Below are 24962 nucleotides of genomic sequence, written 5' to 3'. Positions count from 1 at the left end.
CGGTATCGGCCGGTACCGGGCGGTCAGTACTCGAAGTCGATCACGGCGGCGTCGGGACGTTCGGTCACCGGCGCGGCCAGACCCTGTTCGTCCACGATCCGCTGCAAGTGCTCGAGGGTTTCGTCGAGGCTGGGGCCCAGCCGTTTACCCGGGGTGAAGGTGGCCGGCAGATGACGCATCCCCTGGATGACGCCGATGGTGTCGTAGTGCACCGTCCCGGCGGGATCGCATGTGTAATCGGGCATCCGGTCGAGCACCGCCAGCAGCATGGATTTGAACACCGTCCGCGCCACATTGGACCCGATGCAGCGGTGCACACCCAGCCCGAAGCTGAAGTGCCGGTTGCCCTTACGGTCCATGACGATATCGTCGGCGTCGGGGAAGATGCTCTGGTCGCGGTTGGCCATCGCCCAGGACAGCCACAGGCGGTCGCCCTCTTTGAATTCGGTGCCCTGATAGGTGCAGTCGTCGGCGATGGTGCGTCCGTCGCCCGGGGCGGGGGTGAAGTAGCGCAGGAATTCCTCGGTGGCGGGGTCGAGCAGATCCTCGCGGTCGCGGCTGAGTTCCTCGCGCTGGTCCGGATTGTCCGACAGCCACTCCAGGGAGTGGGCGGTGAGCGCGGTGGTGGTGTCGAAACCGCCGCCGATGAGCAGGCCGATCATCCCGAGCAGTTCCATATCGGGGGCCGGTTCACCGTCGATGCGCAGTTCGGTGAGTGCCTTGATGAGGCCCGGTTTCGGATCGGTTTTTGCCTCGTGCAGGCTGGTGAGGATATCGATACCCATGGTCCGGTGCATTTCGGCGACCCGGGGGGCGTCGGGGGAGTTCTCCGGTGTGTACACCGAGGCGTGTACCGGATCGCTGTACACCGACCACTTCTTCAGCGGAATGCCCAGCATCGCCAGGGTCAGCACGGCGGGGACGATATTGGCCAGATCGTCCACGAAATCGATGCGGCCGGTCTCGATCTTCTCGTCCAGGCTGGCCCGCACGATCTCGTCGATGAACGGCTGCCAGCGTTTCACCGCGGCGGGCGACAGGTACGGATTGAGAACCGAGCGGTAGGTGCGGTGTTCGGGCTCGTCCATCTCCAGCATGCCGCCGCGGACCATCGCGGCCCGCTGCGCCTTCGGAATCGAGATGCCCTGGTAGCCGCGGCGTTCGTTGTGCACGTCGTGGTCGACCGATACCTCGGGGCACCGGGCGAGTTCGAAGACCGCGTTACCGCCGGCGGCGACCCAGTGCCCGTCGTAGGTATCCGACCACGCCACCGGGCATTTCGCGTGCATTTCGTGGGTGATCTCGCTGAAGTTCTCCCGGTACTCGGGAGTGTGCCGGTCGAAGTGGTACCGATTCTGCTTGCGCTGGTCGTTATCCGTAGAAGTCACGGTGTGTAGTCCCTCTGCTGGTCACTGGGTCGGCGAACCTTCGCCGGGGGTCCCGGAGCTCTGCGCCGCTCCGGGAGTCGTCGGATGGCCGACTCGCCACCGGGCGGCGGCGCGCGTATCGATCGCCTGCGAGATGCGCGCCGCCTGCGCCGGCGTGGCCGGGCGGGTCAGAGCTTGTGGTCGTACCACTTCAGGTAGCCGCCGGCATCCACGCGCAGCTGCATACCGGTGACGAAGCGGGCTTCGTCGGAGACCAGGTACAGGATGGCGTTGGAGATGTCGACGGGTTCGATCCACGGGGTCTTCATGGCCTGCTGGACGTAGAACGCCGGTTCCGCGTCGGCGCGGCCCGGGTTCTCCAGATCGGGCCGGAAGGACCGGTACATGGGCTCGCTCTGCAGCATGTCGGTGTTGCAGTTGGTCGGGTGCACCACGTTGGCCCGGATACCGCGCGGCGATAGGTGCCGGGCGATATCGAAGACGTAGTAGGACAACGCCCGCTTGGAGTGGACGTAGGCCATACCGCCCAGGTCCGAGCCCGGGTTGTCGACCTTGCTGGTATCGACCATCGCCGCGGTCGACCCGGTGGCCACGATGGACGCGCCCTCGCCGAGATGCGGCAGCGCCGCCTGGATGGCGTTGATGGTGCCGACCAGGTTCGTATTGATGACATCGGTCCACGCCTGGATATCCGGCTGACCTTTCATACCGGCGACGCCCGCCTGGGCGATCACGATATCGAGTTTGCCGAGTTCCGCGACGCCCGCGTCCAGCGCCGCCTTCAGCGCGACCGCGTCCCGGACGTCGGTCTGGGTCGCGACGATGCGGCGCCCGGTCTTCTCGACCAGGCGCACGGTTTCTTCGAGGTCTTCCGGCGTGGCCAGCGGATAACCGATGGTCGACATGCTCTGGCAGATATCGACGGCGATGATATCGGCGCCCTCTTCTGCCAGTCGGACGGCGTGGCTACGGCCCTGACCGCGCGCGGCGCCCGTGATGAATGCGACTTTGCCCTCAACACGTCCCACAGCATTCCCTTTCGATCTGTGTTCGGGAGTGACCTGCCCGAGTGCCGGAACCACCTGGGGCGGAGCGCGGTACGGGACAGGGTGCGCGGCGACCGCCGCGCGCCGATCCGGCCGCGGACCCGATGCTGTACTGCCGGCGGAGACCCAGCACCGCCGGGTACCGGCTGCGGACATACGGCTGTTCTCGTATGCGAAAAGAACTGCGTTTTCGCATACGAGAACGGTACTCTACCGCCGGGGTCGGCGGCAAGGTTTCGGAAGAAGCCTGGTCGGTCCGGCAATCTCTGAGCAGTTGATAATTCATCTGCCGATCTACGCCGCCGGAACGAGGCGAGCTGCGTACCGTACGAGTATCCAATGTTTTCCTCATTGGAGAATCCAATTTTCACCAGTCGGCGGGTTTCTGGCACCGACTCGCGTTCCGGATGGCTCGCTGTGCCGGGGCCGATCACCGCCGATGCGGAAGGGGTGACCGGTATGACCGTTCGGAATCGGCGAGGTGGCGGCGCATGACCCGTCCGATACCGGAAGAACTGCGGGCCCGATATATCGCCGAGGGCTGGTGGACCCGCGACACCATGGGCGATCTGCTGAGCCGGGGTCTGGCCGCGGCGCCGGACGCGGCGTTTCGCGTCCACTCCGAGGTGCGGCCCTGGCGCGGTACCTTCGCCGAGGTCGAGCGGGTGGCGCGGCGGCTGGCGGCGGGACTGCGGGCCCGCGGTGTGGGGCCCGGCGATGTGCTGGCCTTCCAGCTGCCGAACTGGATGGAGGCGGCGGCGACCTACTGGGCCGCCTCGTTCCTGGGTGCGGCGGTGGTGCCGATCGTGCATTTCTACGGTCCGGCCGAACTCCGGCACATTCTGGGAGTCGCCCGGCCGAAGGTCTTCATCACCATGGCGGAGTTCGGGCGCCGGACCTACGATCCCGAGATCTGCGCCGATATTCCGATCGTGGGCGTGGTGGGGCGTGATTTCGACGATCTGCTCGCCGACGAGCCGATGGCGGGTGTGCTGCCCGCCGATCCGGCCGGTCCCGCGCTCATCGCCTTCACCTCCGGGACCACCAGCGCGCCCAAGGGGGTGGTGCACAGTCATCAGACGCTGGGCTGCGAATCCCGGCAGCTGGCCGAGCGCAACGCCGACGATCGGGGTGATCAGCTCACCGCGACCCCGGTCGGGCACTTCATCGGCATGGTCGGCGCCTGTCTGCTGCCCGTGCTGCACGGCCGGCCGGTGAACCTGCTCGACGTCTGGGATCCGGGCCGGGCGCTGGCGCTGATGAAATCCGACGGCCTGGTCGTGGGTGGCGGCCCGCCGTATTTCGTGACCAGCATGGTCGAGCATCCGGACTACACCCCGGAGCATCTCGCGCATATGCGGCATGTGGGCCTGGGTGGGTCCGCGGTGCCGATCTCGGTGACCCGGATGCTGACCGATCTCGGGGTGATCGCCTTCCGGGCCTACGGCAGCACCGAGCATCCGTCGATCACGGCGTCGGCGCTGGACGCGCCGGCGCGGGAGCGGCTCACCACCGACGGCCGGCCGATGCCGGGGGTGGAGATCCGCTTCGCCGCGGACGGGGAAATCCTCAGCCGCGGCCCGGATCTGTGTCTGGGCTACACCGATTCCGAACTCACCGCGCGCGCCTTCGATGCCGACGGCTGGTACCACACCGGCGATATCGGGGAGCTGGACGACGACGGCTGTCTGACCATCACCGACCGCAAGGCCGATGTCATCATCCGCGGCGGCGAGAACGTCGGGGCGCGCGAGGTCGAGGATGTGCTCGACGCCATGCCGCAGGTGGCCGAATCGGTGGTGATCGCGCTGCCGGACAAGCGGTTCGGCGAGGTGGTGGGCGCGGTGCTGCGGTTGCGGCCCGGCGCGACCCTGCCGTCGGACGCGGAGTTGCGGGTGTTCTTCGAGCGGGCCGGGGTCGCGCGGCAGAAGTTACCGGCCCGATTGTTCGAGGCCACGGACTTCCCGCGCACTCCCAGCGGCAAGATCCAGAAACATTTGATCCGAGAGGGTATTGCGGCATCCATCCTGCGAGAATAGTATTCTCATATAGGGAGATTATCGTTTTACTCGCGCCGGTCCGGCCCGTGCTCCGCACGGCAGCCCGCCGGACCGGCGCTGTTCACCCCGCCTGCTCGCCGAAAGGACAGCGCAGTGCCATCGCAGCAACCCGCCCCCGAACCCGACCCCGCGCATACCTGGGACTCCGAAACCGATGTCGTGGTTCTCGGTTCCGGCGCCGCCGGGCTCACCGCGGCGCTCACCGCCGCCGTCGAAGGTGCGGCGGTGGAACTGTTCGAGAAGGCGCCGACGGTAGGCGGGACCAGTGCGGTGTCCGGGGGCCTGGCCTGGATTCCCGCGCATACCCGAGCCGACCGCGAACTCACCGTCGACGACGCGCTGGCCTATCTGTCGGCGCAGTCGCTGAACTCGATGGACAACGAGCTGGTCGAGGTGTTCGTGCGTACCGGGGCGCGGATGCTGGACTACGTCGAACAGCACAGCGGCGTGAAGTTCGAGGTCGCGGAGGGGTTCCCGGACTACAAACCGGAACTGCCCGGTGGGCGGGCGGCCGGCGGCCGGTCCATCGGCCCCGCCGCCTACGATCTCGCCGGGCTCGGACCCTGGCGTGACCGTCTCACCACCTTCCCGCTCGACTGGAGCAATGTTGGCTTCGACGCCGAAACCCGCGCCCGGCTCCGGGCTGTTCTGGGGGACGCGAACGCCGATGTCTGCGTCGCGGGCCAGGCGCTGGTGGCCGGGCTGCTGGACGGTGTGCTGGCCGCCGGGATCACGCCGCGGACGGGCGCGCGGGCGGTGGAGCTGCTCGCCACCGGCGGCGCGGTCACCGGGGTGCGGATCGCGCTGGACGACCGGGAGATCACGGTCCGGGCGCGCCGTGGGGTCGTGCTCGCGACCGGCGGGTTCGAATGGGATCCGGGCCTGGTCAAGGCGTTTCTGCGGGGTCCCATGACGGGTCCGGTGTCGCCGCCGAACAACACCGGTGACGGTTTGCGGATGGCGATGGCGCACGGTGCCGAACTCGGCAATATGGGCGAGGCCTGGTGGGTGCCGGTGGTGCAGTTGCCCGGCGACACCATCGACGGCGAACAGCGCAGCCGCAGTGTCCGGCTCGAGCGCACCCGTCCCCGCAGCATCATCGTGAACCGGGCCGGCAAACGCTTCGTCAACGAGGCCGCGGAGTACAACTCCATGGCCGGGGCCTTCCATTACCTGGACCCGCGCGGCGGATATGTGAACAACCCCGGCTGGATGGTCTTCGACGCCGAACATCTGCGGCGCTACGGATTCCTGGGCGTGGAGCCGGGCGGCGCGGCGCCGGACTGGTTCTGCGAATCGGCGGATCTGGACGAGCTGGGCACGCGCACCGGTATCGACCCGGCAGGGCTGCGCGCCACCGTGGCCGCCTGGAACCGGGCGGTCGCCGCCGGATCCGACCCCGACTTCGGCCGGGGCGACAGCGAATACGACGGCTACTGGGGCGACCCGGACGCCGAGACCGTCGCCGGTCGCACCCTGGGACCCCTCGATACCGGGCCCTACTACGCGGTTCCGGTGACGGTGGGCGCCATGGGCACGAAAGGCGGCCCGCGGACCGACCGGGAGGCGCGGGTCAAACATATCGGCGGTGCGGTCATCCCCGGCCTGTACGCGGTGGGCAATGCGATGGCCGGGGTGACCGGCCGGGCCTACGGCGGCGCCGGCGGAACCATCGGCCCCGGCATGGTGTGGGGCTTCCGGGCCGGATACCACGCGGCCACCGGCGATTCGGTGAAGTGCTGATCCACAACAAGCGGGCGGACGGACAGTGCGGCGCCCGGGTGCGGACCGCCGGAACACGGCGGGCCCGGGCGAACGGACGGAGCGGAAGGTAGCAGTGTCGGAATTCGAGAGCGTGTGGTGCGATCTGCAGGGGGTCGCGTTCGATCAGGGATACCTGGATGTGGAGGGGGTGCGGACGCGCTACCTGCATGCCGGTGACCACAACAAGCCGGCTCTGGTCCTGCTGCACGGGTCCGGCGGTCATGCCGAGGCCTATGTCCGCAACCTGGCCGCGCACGCGGAGCATTTCTCCACCTGGTCGATCGATATGCTCGGCCACGGGTACACGGACAAACCCGGGCATCCGCTGGAGATCGAACACTATGTGCGGCATCTGATCTCGTTCCTGGATGCCATCGGCGCCCCGTGCGCCCATATCAGCGGTGAATCGCTGGGCGGCTGGGTCGCGGCCCGTGCTGCCTACGACCACCCGGGACGCATCGACCGGCTGGTTCTCAACACCGCCGGCGGATCGCAGGCCGATCCCGAGGTCATGCAGCGGATCATCACCCTGTCCATGGCCGCGGCCGCCGATCCCACCTGGGAGACGGTGCGGGCCCGCATCAAGTGGCTCATGGCCGATAAATCCAAGGACTACGACGATATCGTCGCCAGCCGGCAGCGGGTGTACCGGCAGCCCGGATTCGTCGACGCCATGCGCGACATCATGGCGTTGCAGGATCCGGAGATCCGGGCCCGCAACCTGCTGGGACCGGCCGAGTACGGCGGTATCACCGCGCCCACCCTGGTGGTATGGACCAGTGACGATCCGACCGCCGACGTCACCGAGGGAAAACGGATCGCGTCCATGATCCCCGGCGCGCGCTTCGAGGTGCTGCCCGACTGCGGTCACTGGCCGCAGTACGAGTCGCCCGCGGCGTTCAACGCCCTCCATCTCGAATTCCTGCTGGGTGGTTGATATGAGCACCGGAAACGGCAGCGGGCCGGATCTCGTCGATGTCCTCATCGTCGGCGCGGGACCGGTGGGGCTGACCATCGCGAATATGCTGGGCCGCTTCGGGGTGCGCACGCTGCTGGTGGAAGAGCGTCCGAACCTCATCGACTACCCGCGCGGGGTCGGCCTCGACGACGAATCGATGCGCACACTGCAGTCCACCGGGCTGCTCGACCGGATCCTGCCGCACACCAACCCGAATCAGATCATGCGTTTCGTGGACGGGCAGCGCCGGCTGCTGGTCGAGATCGCGCCCACCGATCAGCAATTCGGCTGGCCCAAACGCAGTGGTTTCATCCAGCCCCTGGTGGACGCCGAGTTGCTGCGCGGTCTAGAGCGCTTCGACACCGTGGAGATCCGCTGGAGTACCGCATTGCGCGAGGCCCACGACGGCGGCGACGAGGTCCGGGTGGAGCTGGAGTCCCCGGACGGGGTGGAACAGGTTCGCGCGCGCTACGTCGTGGGTTCCGACGGGGGCCGCAGCACCACCCGGCGCGCGATGGGGGTGAGTTTCGAGGGCACGACCTCGCCGACACGCTGGCTGGTCGTCGATATCGACGGCGACCCGCTCGGGCATCCGAATGTGGAGGTGGGCGCGGACCCGCTGCGGCCCAATGTCTCGATCTCGCTGGCGCACGGGATCCGCCGGTTCGAATTCATGCTGCACCCGGACGAATCCGATGACGACGCCGAGACTCCGGAGTTCCTGAACCGGCTGCTGGCCCCCTTCGTCCCGCATCCGGACCGCCTCGAGGTGATCCGGCGCCGGGTGTACACCCATCACTCCCGGATCGCCGGCGAATTCCGCCGGGGCCGGCTCTTCCTGGCCGGTGACGCCGCCCACCTGATGCCGGTGTGGCAGGGGCAGGGCTACAACAGCGGTATCCGGGACGCGGCGAACCTGGGCTGGAAACTGGCGGCGGTGGCCGGCGGGATGGCCGGCGACGGCCTGCTGGACTCCTACGATCAGGAACGCCGCAAACACGCGCGCGCCATGATCGACCTGTCGACCATGGTCGGGCGGGTCATCTCACCGACCAACCAGCGGGTCGCGGCGGTCCGGGATGTGGCGGTCCGCGGGCTGGCGCTGGTACCGCCACTGAAGCGGTACGTGCTCGGGATGCGCTTCAAACCGATGCCGCGCTACGACCGCGGGGCGGTGGTGCACGGCTGGTCGCGGTCGCCGAATTCGGCGGTCGGCACTCTGTTCATCCAGCCCCGGGTCGCGACGCGGGCGCAGCCGGACGTACTGCTCGACGAGGCGCTCGGTCCCTGGTTCGCGGTGGTGTGCTGGAACAACAGGCCCCGAAAAGTGCTGGGCGACGAGGAATTCGACGCGTGGAAGGCGCTCGGAGCCCGGTTCGTCGAAGCGCGCCCGGCCACCCAGTTGCACTGGGAGGGTCACGACGACCCGGACGTGGTGGTGGTCGGCGACCATACCGGCGCCCTGAAGAAATGGTTCGACGGCCAGCTGGATTCGGTGCTGTTCCTGCGCCCGGACCGGTGCGTGGCCGGCGCCTGCATCGCGCAGCACGCCCCCGAACTCGGTGCGGCACTGCGCCGGGCCCTGACACTCACCCCGGGAGGTCCCGATGCCGCTGGCCGTGTGCTGCGTCTCGCACAGCCCGCTTCTTGAGCTGCCCGGTCCCGGTGCGCAACTGCGGGACGAGGTGGGCGCCGCGTTGGACCGGGCCCGCGATTTCGTGCGGGAATTCGATCCCGAGCTGGTGGTCTCGTTCTCCCCGGACCACTACAACGGGTTCTTCTACAAACTGATGCCGCCGTTCTGCCTGGCGACCTCGGCCTCCGCGATCGGCGACTACGGCACCTACGCCGGCCCGCTGGACGTGCCGGAGGCGGCGGCGCAGCGGTTGGCCGAATCGCTGCTGGACGCCGGAATAGATATCGCGACCTCGGCCGCCATGGAGGTCGATCACGGCACCGTGCAGCCGCTGCAACGGCTGTTCGGGGCGGCCACCGCCCGTCCGGTGATCCCGATCTTCATCAACTCGGTGGCCACCCCGCTGGGCCCGCTGCGCCGGGTGCGGGCATTGGGTACCGCGGTCGGACGGCATCTGGCGACCCTCGGCACACGCGTGCTGGTGATCGGTTCGGGCGGACTCTCGCACGACCCGCCGGTCCCGCAGCGGGCCACCGCGCCCGAACCGGTGCTGGAACGCATCGTGCACGGCGCGCCCATGTCCGGCGAGCAGCGCGCCGCCCGGCAGACCGTGGTGATCGCGGCGGCCCGGGAATTCGCCGCGGGTGACAGCCCGCTGCAACCCCTCAATCCGGAATGGGACCGCGCCTTCCTCGATCTGGTCGACACCGGGCAACTGGCCGCAGTGGACGACTGGGACAACAGCGAGATCACCCGCACCGCGGGCAATTCGGCGCACGAGGTGCGCACCTGGATCGCCGCGTTCGCGGCGCTGGCCGCGCAGGGGTCCTATCGCACCGAGGTGCGCTACTACCGGCCCGCCCCCGAGCTGATCGCGGGTTTCGCGGTGCGGACGGCCCGGCCGGCCGATGAGTCGACCGACGACAGGAGGCGATGAGTGAGTACAGACGAGGCCGCGGAATTCGACGAGACCGTCGATCTGCTGGTGATCGGCTCCGGCGGCGGCGGGATGAGCGCCGCGTTGCGGGGCGAGGCCCTGGGCCTGCGAACCCTGGTGGTGGAGAAGGCCGACTACTACGGCGGCTCCACGGCGCTGTCGGGTGGCGGTATCTGGGTGCCCAACGCGCCCGCGCAGCAGCGTGACGGTTTCTCGCTGGATGCCGACGAAGTGGTCGGCTATCTGCGGACCATCACCGGCGGGCTGGTCACCGACGAGCGCCTGCGGGCCTATGTCGAGAGATCACCCGACATGATGGCGTTCCTGGAGCAGCGCAGCCGCTGGCTGGAGTTCGTCTGGAAGCCCGGATACGCCGACTACTACCCCGAACTCGAGGGCGGCTCCCCGCAGGGCAGCACTATCAATGTGCCACCCATCGATCTGCGCTCGCTCGGCGACGAGGAAGAGAAGCTGCTCAAACCGCTGGCGCTGGCGCCGAAGGGGATCTGGCTGGGGCCCAAGGATCTGCGGATGTTCTATCAGGTCCGGCAGAACTGGCGCGGTAAGGCCGTGATGCTGAAATTGATCTGGCGGATGTTCCGGGCCCATGTGTTCGGCGACCGGATCGCCGCCATCGGCCAATCGCTGATCGCCCGGCTGCGGCTGGCCATGAAAGAACGCGATATCCCGCTCTGGCTGGGGTCGCCGATGACCTCGCTGATCACCGCTGCCGACGGGCAGATCACCGGCGCGGTGGTGGAACGCGACGGGAAACCGGTCCGGATCCGGGCCCGCCGCGGGGTGATCGTGGCGACCGGCGGCTTCGACCACGACATGACCTGGCGTAAAGAGGAACTGCCCGAGGTCGACCAGGACTGGAGCTTCGGCAACCCGGTCGCCACGGGTGACGGTATCCGCGCCGGGCAGCAGGCAGGCGCGGATACCGAGCTGATGGACGAGGCCTGGTGGTTCCCCGCCATCCAATGGCCCGACGGCCGGATGCAGTTCATGCTCAACGAGCGGATGATGCCCGCCCAGTTCATCGTGAACGGGGCCGGGAAACGATTCATCAACGAGGCCGCGCCCTATATGGACTTCGGGCACGCCATGATCGAGGGCCAGCGCAGCGGGGTGACCCATATCCCGTGCTGGCTGATCACCGACCACCGGTCCTGGCACAGATACGTGATCGGCGGCCATCTGCCCATTCCGAAGGTGCCGTTCGCGCCGGTGCCCACCGGATACAAGATGGTGCAGGCGTGGCTGGAATCCGGTGTGGTGAAAGCCGCGGGCAGTTTCGCGGAACTGGCCGGGAAGATCGAGGTGCCGGCGGCCGAACTCGAGGCCACCGCGGCCCGGTTCAACCAGCTGGCCCGCTCCGGCCACGACGACGATTTCCAGCGCGGCGACAGCGTGTACGACAACTACTACGGCGATCCCACGCTGGCGAACCCGAATCTGTACCCGATCGGCAAACCGCCCTACTACGCCTTCCGCATCGTGCTCGGCGACCTCGGCACCTCGGGCGGTCTGCGCACCGACGAGTACGCCCGGGTGCTGCGGCCGGACGGGTCGGCGATCGAGGGCCTGTATGCGGTCGGCAACGCCTCGGCCGCCGTGATGGGACGCAGCTACGCGGGCGCGGGCGCGACCATCGGGCCGGCTATGACCTTCGGCTATATCGCGGCCGAGCACTGCGCGCACCGGATCTCCGGGCCCTCGGGTAACGGCACCTCCGGGTCCGCGGTGGGCACCGGCGAGGGGGCGGCCCGAACCGGGGCCGAAGGAGATGAACAGACGATCGACACCACTGGAGGTAATCGATGAAAATATCCCTCTTCTACGAGTTCGCCCTGCCCCGTCCGTGGAGCAACGACGACGAATTCGAGATGTTCCAGGACGGACTGGACGAAGTAGAAGCGGCGGATAAAGCCGGGTTCTCCACGGTCTGGCTCACCGAGCACCACTTCCTCGAGGAGTACTGCCACGCCACCGCACCCGAGATGTTCCTCGCCGCGGCCAGCCAGCGCACGAAGAACATCCGGCTCGGTTTCGGTGTCATGCATCTGCCGCCGGGTATCAACCATCCGGCCCGCGCGGCGGAGCGCGTGGCAACCCTGGATCACCTGTCCGGCGGCCGCGTGGAATTCGGTACCGGTGAATCGTCGTCGGTGGCCGAGCTCGGTGGGTTCAATATCGACCCCGCGGACAAGCGTGCCCAGTGGGAGGAAGCTCTCGAGGTCACCATCCGCGCGATGACCGAGACCCCCTTCACCGGGTTCAAGGGCGAGCACATCACCATGCCGCCCCGCAATGTCATCCCGAAACCGCGGCAGACCCCGCATCCGCCGCTGTGGGTCGCCTGTACCCGGCCGTCGTCGGTGCAGATGGCAGCCCAGAAGGGTATCGGCGCACTGAGTTTCGCGTATACCGGCCCGGAGGCACTCGGTGAGCGCGTGCGCGGCTACTACGAGGAATTCGAGAACGCCGCCGCGCCCTCGGTTCCGCAGATGAACCCGAACATTCTCGCCATCGGCGGCGACCTGTCGATGATGGTCGCCAAGACCGACGAGGAAGCGGTCAAACGTCTCGGCCTGGGCGGCGGATTCTTCTCGTTCGGCATCATGCACTACTACATGACCGGGATGCACACCCCCGGCCGCACCGGCGTATGGGACAGCTATCTGGACGCGGTGAAGGAAGACGAAACCCTCGCCTACGGTCCCGGCCGCGGTGCCATCGGCGGCCCGGACACCGTGCGCGAATTCTTGCGCGGCTACGAGGAGAGCGGGGTCGACGAGATCATCCTGCTGCTGAACCCGCGTAGCCATGAAGGAACGATGGAATCCATCGAGATCATGGGCAAGGAGATCCTGCCCGAATTCATCGAACGCGACGAGGTGGCCCGGGCCGCGAAGGCCAAGCGGCTCGAGCCGGTCCTGGAGAAGGCCGAAGCGCGACGCCGGCCCTGGGTGGCACCGGAATTCGACGAGAACTATTCGATCGGCGGGCTGCCCACCGGCCGGGGCGGCAAGTTCACCGCCAGCGAGATCCCCGAAGCCATGGCCGAGATCAACGAAGGCCGGGTGAAGGCCGCGCAGGCATTGAAGGACCAGCAGCAGGGCTGAGCGGCAGCAGTAGTAGGAGAGGAGAGCGCGGTGCCCGAGGTGGATTCGATCGACCGGCGGTGGCGTTACGACGGCAAACGGGTGGTGGTGACCGGCTGTGCCTCCGGTATCGGCGCCTGCCTGGTCACCCAGTTGCGGGGCCTGGGCGCCGAGATCGTCGGCCTCGATCGCCTGCGTCCGGGCACCGAACTCGACGAGTTCCACGAGATGGATCAGGCGGATCCCTCGTCCATCGACCGGGCCGCCCGCTTGGTCGGGACCGACGTGGACGCGCTGTTCAATATCGCCGGCGTCTCCTCCGGTATCGGCGACCCGCTGCGCGTGGCCACCATCAATTTCCTCGGGATGCGGCACTTCACCGAAGCCTTCGTCCCGCATATGAAATCGGGTTCGGCGGTGGTCAGCGTCTCCTCGCTGGCCGCCTCCGGATACCTGGAAAATCGCTGGGCGGTCAACGGATTCCTGGAGACCACCTCGATGGAAGACGGAATCGCCTGGTGCGCCGCGAATCCGGAAGCCATCGCGGACGGCGGCTACCGGCTGTCCAAAGAGGCGATCATCCTCTATACCGTGCGCCGATCGGTGGAGCTCGCCGGCCGCGGGATCCGGATGAACTGCACCGGGCCCGGCGTCACCGAAACCCCCATCCTGGACCAGCTGCGCTCGGCATACGGCCAGGACTATCTCGACGGGATCCCCAAACCGCTGGGCCGGTCCGCCGATCCCGTCGAGCAGGCGTCCGCACTGCTGTTCCTGGGCAGCCGGGCCGCCGGATACATCACCGGTCAAGTGCTGTGGGTCGACGGCGGGAACCTCGCCGCGCGCCTGGCCGGTGAACTGGCCGGACCGCCCCCGGCACGGCCCACCGGGCCGACCCCGCCCGAATCCGCCGGGGCTGTCCCGGGCGAGCCGAAATAGGCAGCTGGAAGGAAAGTGCAACGTGGCAACTCTGACCGATTTCTACAAACTCGGTGAAACCGTGCGTAACTGGGGACGCTGGGGCGCCGACGATGAACTCGGCACCCTGAATTTCATCACCCCCGCCAAGGTCGCGGGCGCCGCCGGGCTGGTGCGGCACGGGAAGGTGTTCCCGCTGGGAATCGACTTCGGCTCCAACGGACCCCAGGGCGCCTTCAAGTTCCGGGCCAACCCGACCCATGTGATGACCGTCGACGGCGGTGACGCCGAAACACTGGTCGAATACGGTCCGAAATGGCTCCAGAATTCGGTGGCCGGTGAGCTGGCCGGATTCTTCGCCGACAACCCCTTCCGGTTCAACGACGATATGCTCATCATGCCGTTGCAGGCCGCCACCCAGTGGGACGCCTTTTCCCACGTCTACTACGACGACAAGCTCTACAACGGGTTCCCGGCGAATTCGGTGACCAGTATGGGCGCGTTCCACTGCGGTATCGAAAAAGTCGACAGTAAAGGCATCACCAGCCGCGGCGTACTGCTGGACCTGGTGAGATACCGAGGCGCGGACGTATTCCTCGAAGTGGGTGAGCCGATCACCGGTGACGAACTCGACGAGTGCGCGAAACGGCAGGGTGTGACCATCGAGTCCGGCGATATCGTGCTGGTCCGCACCGGATGGTGGAACCGTTTCCTCGAGGCGGGCGACGGCTCGGAGCCCTATGCCGGTCTGGACTGGACGTGTGCGAAATGGCTGCACGACCACGAAATCGCCGCGGTGGCCGCGGACAACCTGATGGTGGAGAATCCGGTCTCCGGCGTCGAGGGCACGTTCCTGCCGATGCATATGCTCTGCCTCCGCGATATGGGCCTGATGCTCGGCGAATACTGGGATTTCACCGCCCTGGCCGCCGACTGCGACGCCGACGGAGTCTACGAATTCCAGCTGATCGCACCGCCGCTGCGCGTGGTGGGCGCGGTGGGATCACCGATCAACCCGATCGCCATCAAATAGGAGACCGGCCATGACCGTGGGAAGCACAATGGTGGAGCGCACAGCAACCGGCGCGGATACGCAGCCGTTCGTCGTCGGCCTCGGCGGGACGCTGCGGTCGAATTCCTCGACCGAACGGGCCTTACGGCACTGTCTGGACGAGGTCGAGAAGCGGGGCGGGCGTACCGCCTTGTTCAGCGGCGAGGACATCAACCTGCCGATGTACAACCCGCACGATCCGGCCCGCACCCCGCAGGCCGTCGCCCTGGTGGAGGCGCTGCGCACCGCCGACGCGGTGATCGTCGGGTCGCCCGGGTATCACGGCGCGATCTCCGGCCTGGTGAAGAACGCCCTCGACTACGTCGAGGATATGCGCGCCGATCCCACGGTCTACCTGGACAACAAGCCGTGGGGCTGCATCACCTGCGCCTACGGGTGGCAGGCCGCTGTCGGCACCCTCGGCCAGTTGCGTGGTATCGGGCACGCGCTGCGCGCCTGGCCCACGCCGATCGGTGTCGCGATCAACTCCGCGGACAAGATCTGGGACGATTCGGGCACGCTGACCGATGCGGGTGTGATCGGTCAGCTCGAACTGCTGGCCGCGCAGGTGCTCACCACTGCCCGCGCGATCGGCCCGGCATGAGCGAGTCGAGCGATTCGGGAGCAGTAGCTGCTCGTTACCGGCACCGGACGATCATGGTCGACGGTCTGCGCACCCACTACCTCGAAGCGGGTGCCGGCGAACCTGTCGTGCTGCTGCACGGCGGTGAATTCGGGGCGAGTGCCGAGATCGGCTGGGAGCGTACGATCGACGCCCTCGCCACCAGGTATCACGTCATCGCCCCCGATATGCTCGGGTTCGGCGAATCGGCGAAAGTCGTGGACTTCACCGACGGGCGGGGCCTGCGTATCCGTCATATCGCGCGGCTGTGCGCGATCCTCGGTATCGATTCGGCGTTCTTCGTGGGCAATTCGATGGGCGCGGTGAACCTGTTCGCCGATACCACCGCCGATACCCCGCGGCTGCCGGTACGCGCCATGGTCACGATCTGCGGGGGCGGGCAGATCCAAGCCAACGAACATATGCAGGCGCTCTACGATTTCGACGCGACCCTGCCCGCCATGCGCCGGATCGTCACCGCGCTGTTCGCCTCACCTGCCTATCCGGCCGACGAAGAGTACGTGCAGCGGAGGTTCGAATCGGCCATCGCCCCGGGCGCCTGGGAGTCGCTGGCCGCGGCCCGGTTCCGGCGGCCCGGCGCCGACGCACCGCCCGCGGCGGGGGACCGGCCCTACGAGCGGGTCCGGGTACCGACCCTGGTCGTCGAGGGCGGCGCCGACAAACTGCTGCCACCCGGCTGGGCCGCCGAACTGGCCGCCCGCATCCCGGACGGGGATTCGGTGGTCGTCGACGCGGCCGGCCACTGCCCGCAACTGGAACAACCCGAGACGGTCAACGCACTGCTGCTGGAATTCCTGGACGCGCAGTCGACGACCGCTACGGCCCCGGAGTTCGCGCGCAGCGGCCGAGAGTCCATCCGCGGGTAGCCCGGACGGAAACGGGTCACGGTATGTCGTTACGAAAGGAAATGCAGCGCATGGGCAACGAGTTGGCGGGCAAGGTCGCGGTGGTGACCGGAGGCGCGTCCGGGCTGGGCAGCGCCATGGTCGAGCGGTTCGTTGCCGAAGGCGCCCGGGTGGTGGTCGGGGATCTCGACGCCGACGGCGGCGCGCGGGTCGCCGGCCGGTGTAGGGAGAGCGCGCTGTTCGAGGTGACCGATGTGGGTGATCCCGAGCAGGTCGCCCGGCTCGTGGACCTCGCCGTGGCACGGTTCGGCGGTCTGCACATCATGTGCAACAACGCCGGGATTTCCGGGACGATGCACAAAAGCCTCCTGCACGACGATCTCGCCGACTTCCAGCAGGTGATGTCGGTGAACGTACTCGGCGTCATGGCCGGCACCCGGTTCGCCGCCCGGCATATGTCCGAGCAGGGCGGCGGTTCGATCATCAACCTGTCCTCGGTGGGCGGGGTGCAGGCCGGAGGCGGTGTGATGACCTATCGGGCCTCCAAGGCCGCGGTCATCCATTTCACCAAATCGGCGGCGATCGAACTCGCCCAGTACGACATCCGGGTGAACTGTATCGCCCCCGGCAACATCCCCACCGACCTGCTCGCGAAGGCGTCGACCACGATGTCGCCGGAGAAGGCCGAGCGGATGACCCGCGCCATGCGGGACATGATGAATCAGGACCGCCCGTTGCCGCGCGAGGGCACACCCGAGGATGTCGCCGAAGCCGCCGTGTATTTCGCCGGCGACCGATCCCGCTATCTGACCGGCACGGTGCTGACCGTCGACGGCGGCACCACCGCCGGCAAACCGCTGCGCCGCCGGACCGAACCCGCGTCCAACGGCGGGGCACCGGTGGGGTCGTCATGAATCGTCCGGATCCGACCACCTCCTATCCGAGAAAGTGAATGTCATGAAAGTGACTGTCGAACAAGGGAAATGCATCGCCGCCGGGCATTGCGTGATGGCCGCCGACGCGGTGTTCGATCAGCGCGAGGAGGACGGGATCGTGGTCCTGCTGGACGAGAACCCTCCGGACGAACTCGCCGAAGAGGTCCGCGAAGCCGCCGCGGTGTGCCCCGCGATGGCCATCCACGTGCACGAGGAGTGACATGACGAATTCAGCTGGATCGAGTTCCACCACGGAAACCGACGAGATCCTGAACTATCCGCTGGACCGGGCCCCCGGCTGCCCGTTCGCGCCGCCGCCCGAGGTCCTCGGGCTGGTGACCGAGCGACCGCTGAGCCGGGTGCGGATCTGGGACGGCAGCACGCCGTGGCTGGTCACCGGTTACGCCGAACTGAAATCGCTGATGTCCGATCCGCGGATCAGCACCGACGACCATCAGCCCGGGTTCCCGCACTGGAACGAGGGCATGCTCGATATGGTCAATCATCGGGCCCGCTCGGTGTTCAACACCGATGGTGCCGAACACAGCCGGTTCCGCCGGATGATGACCAAACCGTTCACGGTCAAACGCGTGGACGCGCTGCGCCCGGCGATCCAGCAGATCACCGACGACCATATCGACGCGATCCTGGCCGGACCGCAGCCCGCCGATCTGGTGGAAGCCCTGGCACTGCCGGTGCCTTCGCTGGTGATCAGCGAGATGCTGGGTGTGCCCTACGAGGACCACGAATTCTTCCAGCAGCACGCGACGACCGGTGTCTCCCGCTATGCCACCAAAGAGGAGTCGCAGCAGGGACGGGTCGGTCTCGCGCGCTACCTGATCGACCTCATCAAATCCAAGATGGAGAATCCCGCCGAGGATATGGTCACCGAGCTGGCCGAACGGGTCACCGCCGGTGAGATCTCGATGAAGGAAGCCGCCCAGATCGGCACCGGTGTGCTCATCGCCGGCCACGAGACCAGCGCGAATATGATCGCCCTGGGTACGCTCGCGCTGCTGGAGAACCCGGAACAGCTGGCGCTGCTGCGTGATACCGACGATCCCAAGGTCCTCGCGAACGCGATCGAGGAACTGCTGCGCTACCTGAGCATCATCCAGAACGGCCAGCGCCGGGTCGCGCTCGATGATATCGAGATCGGCGGGCATACGATCCGAGCCGGTGAGGGCGTGATCATCGACCTCGCCCCGGCCAACTGGGATCCGAACCAGTTCCCGGAGCCGGACAAACTCGACCTGACCCGCCCGGCGCGGTTGCACGTCGGCTTCGGCTTCGGCCCGCACCAGTGCGTCGGCCAGCAGCTGGCCCGGGTGGAACTGCAGATCGTCTTCAAGACCCTGTTGCGGCGGATCCCCACCATGCGCCTCGCGATTCCGATCGAGGAGGTCGAATTCAAGCACGACAAGCTGGCTTTCGGTGTGTACCGCCTGCCGGTGACGTGGTGACCACACCGAACACACTGCGCCGAGAGGAGACCGACCTGTGACGACCAGCGCGCCCAGCGATGTCTATTACGACCCGTACGACGTTCAGCTGAACGCGGACCCGTATCCGATGTTCAAGCGAATCCGTGACGAGAGACCGCTGTACTACAACGAGACCCACGATTTCTACGCCTTGAGCCGGTTCGACGATGTCAACGCGGCATTGATCGACAAGGACACCTTCAGTTCGGCCCGCGGCGCGATCATCGAATTGATCAAGGCGAATATCGAGATCCCGCCCGGGGTGCTGATCTTCGAGGATCCGCCGATCCACACCATGCACCGCAAACTGCTGTCCCGGATGTTCACCCCGCGCAAGATCTCCGCGCTGGAGGACAAGGTCCGGGAGTTCTGTGCCCGCAGCCTCGACCCGCTGATCGGTACCGGCCGCATCGATTTCATCGCCGATCTGGGCGCGCAGATGCCGATGCGGACCATCGGGATGCTGCTCGGTATCCCGGAGGAGGACCAGGAGGCCATCCGCGATTTCGCCAACGACCAGATGCGTACCGAAGAGGGCAAGCCGATGAAGGCGTCCACAGAGGGCATGGTCAGCGGCGAACTCTTCGAGAAGTACGTCGAATGGCGCACCGAGCACCCGTCCGACGACATCATCTCCGAACTGCTGAACGTCGAGTTCGAGGACGAGACCGGCACCCTGCGCAATCTCACCCGCGACGAGATCCTCACCTATATCAACGTGGTGTCCGGCGCCGGGAACGAGACCACCACCCGGCTGATCGGCTGGGCCGGCAAGGTGCTCGCCGAGCATCCGGACCAGCGGCGGGAGCTGGTGCACAATCCCGCACTCATCCCGGCCGCGGTCGAGGAGCTGTTGCGATTCGAGCCCCCGGCCCCGCATGTGGCGCGGTATGTGACCCGGGATGTGGAATACCACGGGCAGACCGTTCCCGAGGGCAGCGCGATGATGATGCTCATCGGCGCCGCGAACCGCGACGGCCGCCATTTCGCGCCGGACGGTGACGTCTTCGATATCCACCGCGAGAGCAAGCCGCATCTGGCCTTCAGCGTGGGCACCCATTTCTGCATGGGTTCGGCGCTGGCCCGGCTGGAGGGGCGGATCGCCCTGGAGGAGATCCTGAAACGCTTCCCGGAATGGGAGCCCGATCTGTCGGCGGCGAAACTCTCCCCGACCTCGACGGTGCGCGGCTGGGAAAGTATGCCCGCATCCATCTGATCGGCATCGGAACCGGGCGCAATAGTCGACCACCGCGCCCCGCCGCTGTACCGGCCGCCGAGCCCTCATCCCCTCTGCGGCCGGTACGTCCCCGGTCGGTGGGCGGCTCGCTCATCGGTCCGGCACTCTCGATCGGTCCGGCCCTCTACGCTGGTCGGGTGTTCTTCATCTTCGGTTTCGGTACCAAGCGACAGAACCTCGGCCCGGGAGCCACCCGGACCTGCCCGCGCTGTCACAACACGACGCAGTGGCAACAGATGAGGGAGTTCAAGCAGTTCACCTTGTTCTTCGTTCCGGTCGCGCGCTGGAAGCGCCGCCGGCTCGAGGTCTGCGGTATCTGCGGCACCGCGGTCGAAATCTGAGCGACGGCGCCAGCCTGGTTCGCCGACAGCGCATCGGCGATCGGCCGTTTCTACGCGGGTCTCCGCTCGGGAAATATCACGCGGTGTGGCGCGGCCGGCCGGATATCCGTGTTTTCAAAGCCGGTCGACGTGTTGCTCCAGGACTGCGCGAACCGTTGCCCGGCCGGCCGAGCCGTGGGGGGTGACGGCATCCAGCGAGAGGCCGGAGATCAGGGCGGCCAGGTGCACGGCCTGGTGTTCTGGGTCGGGGGCTCCCGTGGCGGCCAGCGCGTCGATGAGGACCGTGCGCAGGTCCGCCGCCATCTGCCGGACAACCGGTTCGAACGCGGGGTTCAGGCGCGACGCGGCGATGACCTCCATGAGGACGACCGCTTCGCGGTGCCGCTCGTCGTCCAGGGGAACCAATTCTTCGATCACTCGCAGCAGGTGGCGCTTCGCCGCCGGGCGGTCGCCCGCCGCGGCGACCGGGTACCGGGTGAGACGGCGGCCCATGCGGTCGCCGACTTCGGTCGCTACGGCGACGATGAGGGTTTCGTGGTCGGCGAAATAGTGGCGAATCGAGCCGATGTTCAGTCGTGCCTCGGCGGCGACCTTGCGGAAGGTCGCGGCGGAGAGGCCACCGGTCATGACCAACCGCAGGGTGGCATCGACGATATGGCGTCGTCGCGCATCGGCATCTATCCGGACAGGCACCGGCTCAGTCTAGAAAACCGGTTCCGGGTTACATCACGCATGTGATACAAAAGCTCCCGCACGAGCTACCGAACCCGCCGAAAGGACCGAGCCATGGATGAAGCCGCGGCAATAGCCGCCAACCGCGCGAACTGGGACGAACGGGCCGATGTGCACCGGCGGTCGGAGATGTACGACGTCGACGCCTTCCTGGCCGACCCCGCCGCCGTCTCGTCCGTGGTGCGCAACGACCTCTCGGTGCTGGCCGGACATCTGCCGGCTACCGGCGTCCAGGGTCGATCGCTGCTGCACCTGCAATGCCATATCGGCACCGACACCCTGTCCTGGGCCCGGCTCGGCGCGGCCGACGTGCACGGCCTCGACCTGTCACCCAATTCGCTACGTCACGCCGAGCGGCTCGCCCGGGCCGACGGCCGCGACATCACCTGGGTCGAGGGCGACGCGAGGTATGCCGCCACCCTCGTCGACCGGCAGTTCGATCTCGTCGTCACCAGCGCCGGCACCATCGTGTGGCTGCCCGGCCTCGCCGACTGGGCCCGGTCGATCCATGACCTCCTCGCACCCGGCGGGTTGTTCATGATCCGCGACGATCATCCGATCCTGGGCGCGATGGACCACGAGCCGTGGGAGATCACCGACGACTACCTCGGCGGAGGCGGCAGCCGGACCTACGTCGATTCGGGCAGCTATACCGAGAATTCGGCCGGGCAGATCACCCAGGCCACGGTGCACGAGTGGCGGCACGACCTGGATGAGATCATCGGTTCGCTGCTGCGCGCCGGACTCCGGATCGAAGCGGTCCGCGAACTGCCCTACATGGATTGGCGCGCGTTTCCCGGCCTCGTCGAGTGTCCGGAGGGCTGGACACTCCCGGCCATGGCGCCGCGGATCCCGTTGAACTTCGCCGTCGTGGCCCGGCGAGACCGTTCCGGGTGAGTCGCGTCGACCGGCCGGGCCACCGGTCCGGTGGGCTCAGTCCAGGAACATATCGGGGATCGGGTTGGCGCCGCCGCCGTATTCCGAGAGATCGGTGCGGCCGGATTCGATGAGGGCGGTCGCATCGATATAGCAGTTGCCCGTGTTGAACTTGGCTTCCCGGGACAGGATGTCCGCGGCGGCGTCGCCCATGATCTGCGGGCTGCGCGATTTCGCCAGCAGATCGCTGCCGTCCGGCAGATTCGCCACCGCGGAGGTCGCGATATAGGTCTGCGGCCACAGGCAGTTCGCGGCGATACCGGCCGCGGCGTATTCCGCGGCCCAGCCCAGGGTCAGCAGGGTCATCCCGTACTTCGACAGAGTGTAGGAGGGGTGCGCGCCGAGCCAGCGGGGACTGGTGTTCAGCGGCGGCGCGACGGTCAGGATATGCGGGTTCGGCGCCTCCCGCAGATGGGGTAGGCAGGCCCGGGTCAGCAGGAAGGTGCCGCGCAGATTGATCTGCTGCATCAGGTCGAACTTCTTGGCCGAGAGCTTCTCGGTGGGTTCGGTGGCGATGGCGCTCGCGTTGTTGACGCAGTAGTCGATCCGCCCGAACCGTTCGAGCGCGGTATCCACGACGCGCTGCACATCGTCCTCGTCGCGGACATCACCGACCACGGCCGCCCCCTTCCCACCGGCCGCCTCGATCTCGGCGACCGCGGTATGCACGGTGCCGGGCAGTTTCGGATGGGGCTGCGCCGTTTTTGCCAGCAGCACCACATTGGCGCCGTGCCGGGCGGCGGCCAGGGCGATGGCGAGACCGATACCCCGGCTGGCCCCGGACACCACCAGTGTCCGGTCGGTGAAGATCTGCTGTTCGGTCGTCATGTCACTCCCGGTCGATTACGCGTTCGCGCGAAGCGGTATTGGCATTCTCATTTTCTGCAAGTATCGTATTCAACGATGAACGATGCAGTCCATACCTCCTCGGGTATCCCGCTCGATCCGGTCTACGGGCCGGAGGACCGGCGTACCGAACCCCCCGCGCCCGGCGCGTTTCCGTTCACCCGGGGCAACTACGCCACCGGATACCGGGGACGGCTGTGGACCTTCCGCCAGTACTCGGGCTTCGGCACCGCCGAAGAGTCGAACCGGCGCTACCGCTACCTGCTGGAGCAGGGCGGTACCGGCCTGTCGGTAGCGCTGGACCTACCCACCCAATGCGGATACGACTCCGACGATCCCGAAGTGATGGAGGAGGTCGGCCGGGTCGGCGTCGCCGTCGACACCCTCGCCGACGCCGAGATCCTCTTCGACGGTATTCCGCTGGACAAGATCAGCACCAGCTTCACCATCAACGGCACCGCGGCGATCCTGCTGGCGTTCTACGTGGCCGCGGCGGAGAAGAAGGGTGTGCCCCGGGAGAAACTCACCGGGACCATCCAGAACGACATCCTCAAGGAATACGCCTCCCGCGGCACCTGGATCTGGCCGCCGCAGCCCTCGCTGCGCCTGATCGCCGATACGATCGAGTTCTGCGCCGCCGAAGTACCGCGGTTCAACGCCATCTCGGTGGCGGGCGCGCATTTCCGGGACGCCGGGGCCACCGCGGTCCAGGAGATGGCCTTCACCCTCGCCGACGGCGTCACCTACTGCGATACCGTCGTCGAACGCGGGCGGATGAGTATCGAGAAGTTCGCCCCGCAGATCTCGTTCTTCTTCTACACCCACGGCGATTTCTTCGAGGAGATCGCCAAATACCGCGCCGGCCGCCGTCGCTGGGCGACGATTGTGCGCGAACGCTACGGCGCGACCACCGACAAGGCGTCGATGTTCCGCTTCGGCTGTGTGGCCGGCGGCGCCTCGCTCTACGCCCCGCAGGCGCAGAACAACCTGGTCCGGATCGCCTACGAGGCGATGGCGGCGGTACTGGGCGGTGTGCAGTCCATGTTCACCGCGGCCTGGGACGAACCCTTCGCCCTGCCCAGCGAGGAATCGGCGACCATGGCGCTGCGCACTCAGCAGATCCTCGCCTACGAGACCGGCGTGACCCGGGTGGCCGACCCGCTGGGCGGCTCCTACTTCGTGGAAGCGCTGACCGATAAAACCGAGGCCGCCATCCAGGAGATCATGACCGACCTCGAGGACCGGGGCGGTATGGTCCGGGCGATCGAGGACGGTTACCTGCAGGGGCTGATCGCCGACGAGGCGTACAAGCTGCACCAGGAGATCGAATCCGGGGTCAAACCGGTGGTCGGGGTGAACAAATTCGTCTCCGAGGAACCCGCGCCCGAGATCTCCACCTACGAGCTCGACGCCGAGGGCCGGGAGAAACAGCTGAAACGGCTGGCCAAGGTGAAGGCCGAACGGGATTCGGCCGCAGTCCGCGACACCCTGGCGGCCCTGTCGCGGGCCGCCGAAGGAGACGACAACCTCATGCATCGCTTGATCGATTGCGCCAACGCGTACTGCACGGTGGGCGAGATGACCGCCGCCCTCAAGGACGTCTGGGGCGAATTCCAGCAGCCGGTGGTGTTCTGATGACCGCCCGCGTCTTGGTCGCCAAACCCGGTCTCGACGGTCACGATCGCGGCGCGAAGATCGTCGCCCGCACCCTGCGTGACGCCGGTTTCGAGGTGGTCTACACCGGAATCCGGCAACGGATCGAGGACATCGTCTCGATCGCGGTCCAGGAGGATGTGGCCGTCGTCGGCCTGAGCATCCTGTCCGGCGCGCATGTGGCGCTGACGAAACGGGTCGTCGACGCCCTGCGCGCGGCCGACGCCGCGGATATCGCGGTGGTGGTCGGCGGGACCATCCCGCAGAGCGATATCGAGAAACTGACGGCCGCCGGTGCCGCCGCGGTGTTCCCGACCGGGACCCCGCTGGATGTACTGGTCACCGATATCCGGGCACTCACCGGAACCCAGGCCCCGTCCTGACTCCCGGACGCTCGGCGTCCGGGCCCGGAGCCGCCGCCATGACGGTGGGCGGCGGCTCCACC

23 protein-coding genes are annotated in these 24962 nt (G+C 67.5%); 19 read left to right on the top strand and 4 right to left on the bottom strand.

Annotated elements, in window-relative coordinates; translation table 11 throughout:
- Positions 1 to 23: 23 nt before the first annotated feature.
- Entirely contained in the window at positions 24 to 1388 is a 1365-nt protein-coding gene (locus tag AB0F41_RS10005) for a cytochrome P450 (protein WP_357422421.1), read from the bottom strand.
- 167 nt (positions 1389 to 1555) lie between these two features.
- A complete protein-coding gene (locus tag AB0F41_RS10000; RefSeq protein WP_357422420.1) occupies positions 1556 to 2416 on the bottom strand; it encodes a mycofactocin-coupled SDR family oxidoreductase in 861 nt (286 codons plus the stop codon).
- 509 nt (positions 2417 to 2925) lie between these two features.
- On the opposite strand from AB0F41_RS10000, the gene AB0F41_RS09995 reads away from it, so the two are divergent.
- The 16 genes from AB0F41_RS09995 (at position 2926) to AB0F41_RS09920 (ending at position 20350) form a co-directional block, all read left to right on the top strand.
- The gene (locus AB0F41_RS09995) at positions 2926 to 4473 is read left to right on the top strand and encodes an AMP-binding protein (protein WP_357422419.1); all 1548 of its coding nucleotides are present in this window, start codon (positions 2926 to 2928) and stop codon (positions 4471 to 4473) included.
- Positions 4474 to 4587: 114 nt separating this feature from the next.
- Positions 4588 to 6237, top strand: coding sequence for an FAD-dependent oxidoreductase (locus AB0F41_RS09990; protein WP_357422418.1), 1650 nt, complete (start codon positions 4588 to 4590; stop codon positions 6235 to 6237).
- A gap of 94 nt (positions 6238 to 6331) precedes the next feature.
- On the top strand, positions 6332 to 7195 hold the full coding sequence (locus AB0F41_RS09985; protein WP_357422417.1) for an alpha/beta hydrolase: 864 nt from the start codon (positions 6332 to 6334) through the stop codon (positions 7193 to 7195).
- Position 7196: 1 nt separating this feature from the next.
- Positions 7197 to 8867: a bifunctional 3-(3-hydroxy-phenyl)propionate/3-hydroxycinnamic acid hydroxylase gene (locus AB0F41_RS09980; protein ID WP_357422416.1), complete on the top strand. Its 1671-nt coding sequence runs from the start codon at positions 7197 to 7199 to the stop codon at positions 8865 to 8867.
- Positions 8824 to 9789: a 3-carboxyethylcatechol 2,3-dioxygenase gene (locus AB0F41_RS09975; protein ID WP_357422415.1), complete on the top strand. Its 966-nt coding sequence runs from the start codon at positions 8824 to 8826 to the stop codon at positions 9787 to 9789. The genes AB0F41_RS09980 and AB0F41_RS09975 overlap by 44 nt, the downstream gene beginning before the upstream one ends.
- Positions 9790 to 11616, top strand: coding sequence for an FAD-binding protein (locus AB0F41_RS09970; RefSeq protein ID WP_357422414.1), 1827 nt, complete (start codon positions 9790 to 9792; stop codon positions 11614 to 11616).
- Positions 11613 to 12917: an LLM class flavin-dependent oxidoreductase gene (locus tag AB0F41_RS09965; protein WP_357422413.1), complete on the top strand. Its 1305-nt coding sequence runs from the start codon at positions 11613 to 11615 to the stop codon at positions 12915 to 12917. Before AB0F41_RS09970 ends, AB0F41_RS09965 begins: the two co-directional genes overlap by 4 nt.
- Positions 12918 to 12956: 39 nt before the next feature.
- Entirely contained in the window at positions 12957 to 13835 is an 879-nt protein-coding gene (locus AB0F41_RS09960; RefSeq protein ID WP_357422500.1) for a coniferyl-alcohol dehydrogenase, read from the top strand.
- A 22-nt stretch (positions 13836 to 13857) separates the two neighbouring features.
- On the top strand, positions 13858 to 14847 hold the full coding sequence (locus AB0F41_RS09955) for a cyclase family protein (RefSeq protein WP_357422412.1): 990 nt from the start codon (positions 13858 to 13860) through the stop codon (positions 14845 to 14847).
- A 10-nt stretch (positions 14848 to 14857) separates the two neighbouring features.
- A complete protein-coding gene (locus AB0F41_RS09950; RefSeq protein ID WP_357422411.1) occupies positions 14858 to 15469 on the top strand; it encodes an NADPH-dependent FMN reductase in 612 nt (203 codons plus the stop codon).
- Positions 15466 to 16374 carry an alpha/beta hydrolase gene (locus AB0F41_RS09945; protein ID WP_357422410.1) on the top strand — a complete coding sequence of 303 codons (909 nt, stop codon included), beginning with the start codon at positions 15466 to 15468 and terminating at the stop codon, positions 16372 to 16374. Before AB0F41_RS09950 ends, AB0F41_RS09945 begins: the two co-directional genes overlap by 4 nt.
- Positions 16375 to 16424: 50 nt before the next feature.
- A complete protein-coding gene (locus AB0F41_RS09940) occupies positions 16425 to 17267 on the top strand; it encodes an SDR family oxidoreductase (RefSeq protein WP_357422409.1) in 843 nt (280 codons plus the stop codon).
- 43 nt (positions 17268 to 17310) lie between these two features.
- The gene (locus AB0F41_RS09935) at positions 17311 to 17508 is read left to right on the top strand and encodes a ferredoxin (RefSeq protein WP_357422408.1); all 198 of its coding nucleotides are present in this window, start codon (positions 17311 to 17313) and stop codon (positions 17506 to 17508) included.
- 1 nt (position 17509) lies between these two features.
- Positions 17510 to 18751, top strand: coding sequence for a cytochrome P450 (locus tag AB0F41_RS09930; RefSeq protein WP_357422407.1), 1242 nt, complete (start codon positions 17510 to 17512; stop codon positions 18749 to 18751).
- 37 nt (positions 18752 to 18788) lie between these two features.
- Complete coding sequence (locus AB0F41_RS09925) at positions 18789 to 19988, top strand: cytochrome P450 (RefSeq protein ID WP_357422406.1); 1200 nt, start codon at positions 18789 to 18791, stop codon at positions 19986 to 19988.
- Positions 19989 to 20146: 158 nt separating this feature from the next.
- Positions 20147 to 20350 carry a zinc-ribbon domain-containing protein gene (locus tag AB0F41_RS09920; RefSeq protein ID WP_357422405.1) on the top strand — a complete coding sequence of 68 codons (204 nt, stop codon included), beginning with the start codon at positions 20147 to 20149 and terminating at the stop codon, positions 20348 to 20350.
- A 114-nt stretch (positions 20351 to 20464) separates the two neighbouring features.
- Here the strand turns inward: AB0F41_RS09920 and AB0F41_RS09915 are convergent, their stop codons facing one another.
- Complete coding sequence (locus AB0F41_RS09915; RefSeq protein WP_357422404.1) at positions 20465 to 21043, bottom strand: TetR family transcriptional regulator C-terminal domain-containing protein; 579 nt, start codon at positions 21041 to 21043, stop codon at positions 20465 to 20467.
- A 93-nt stretch (positions 21044 to 21136) separates the two neighbouring features.
- Here AB0F41_RS09915 and AB0F41_RS09910 point away from each other — a divergent pair, with 93 nt between their 5' ends.
- Positions 21137 to 21979 carry a class I SAM-dependent methyltransferase gene (locus AB0F41_RS09910; protein WP_357422403.1) on the top strand — a complete coding sequence of 281 codons (843 nt, stop codon included), beginning with the start codon at positions 21137 to 21139 and terminating at the stop codon, positions 21977 to 21979.
- 36 nt (positions 21980 to 22015) lie between these two features.
- Here AB0F41_RS09910 and AB0F41_RS09905 read toward each other — a convergent pair whose 3' ends face one another.
- Positions 22016 to 22846 (bottom strand): NAD(P)-dependent oxidoreductase, encoded by an 831-nt coding sequence (locus AB0F41_RS09905; RefSeq protein WP_357422402.1) that lies wholly within the window; start codon positions 22844 to 22846, stop codon positions 22016 to 22018.
- Positions 22847 to 22921: 75 nt separating this feature from the next.
- Between AB0F41_RS09905 and AB0F41_RS09900 the strand changes: the two genes are divergently transcribed.
- Together AB0F41_RS09900 and AB0F41_RS09895 are read left to right on the top strand one after the other, a co-directional pair.
- On the top strand, positions 22922 to 24499 hold the full coding sequence (locus AB0F41_RS09900) for a methylmalonyl-CoA mutase family protein (protein WP_357422401.1): 1578 nt from the start codon (positions 22922 to 22924) through the stop codon (positions 24497 to 24499).
- Positions 24499 to 24900 carry a cobalamin-dependent protein gene (locus tag AB0F41_RS09895; RefSeq protein WP_357422400.1) on the top strand — a complete coding sequence of 134 codons (402 nt, stop codon included), beginning with the start codon at positions 24499 to 24501 and terminating at the stop codon, positions 24898 to 24900. The genes AB0F41_RS09900 and AB0F41_RS09895 overlap by 1 nt, the downstream gene beginning before the upstream one ends.
- The last annotated feature ends 62 nt before the right edge of the window (positions 24901 to 24962 follow it).

The sequence above is a fragment of the Nocardia sp. NPDC024068 genome, from assembly GCF_040638875.1.
Lineage (GTDB): Bacteria > Actinomycetota > Actinomycetes > Mycobacteriales > Mycobacteriaceae > Nocardia.
This window is presented reverse-complemented; position numbering and strand designations above follow the sequence as displayed.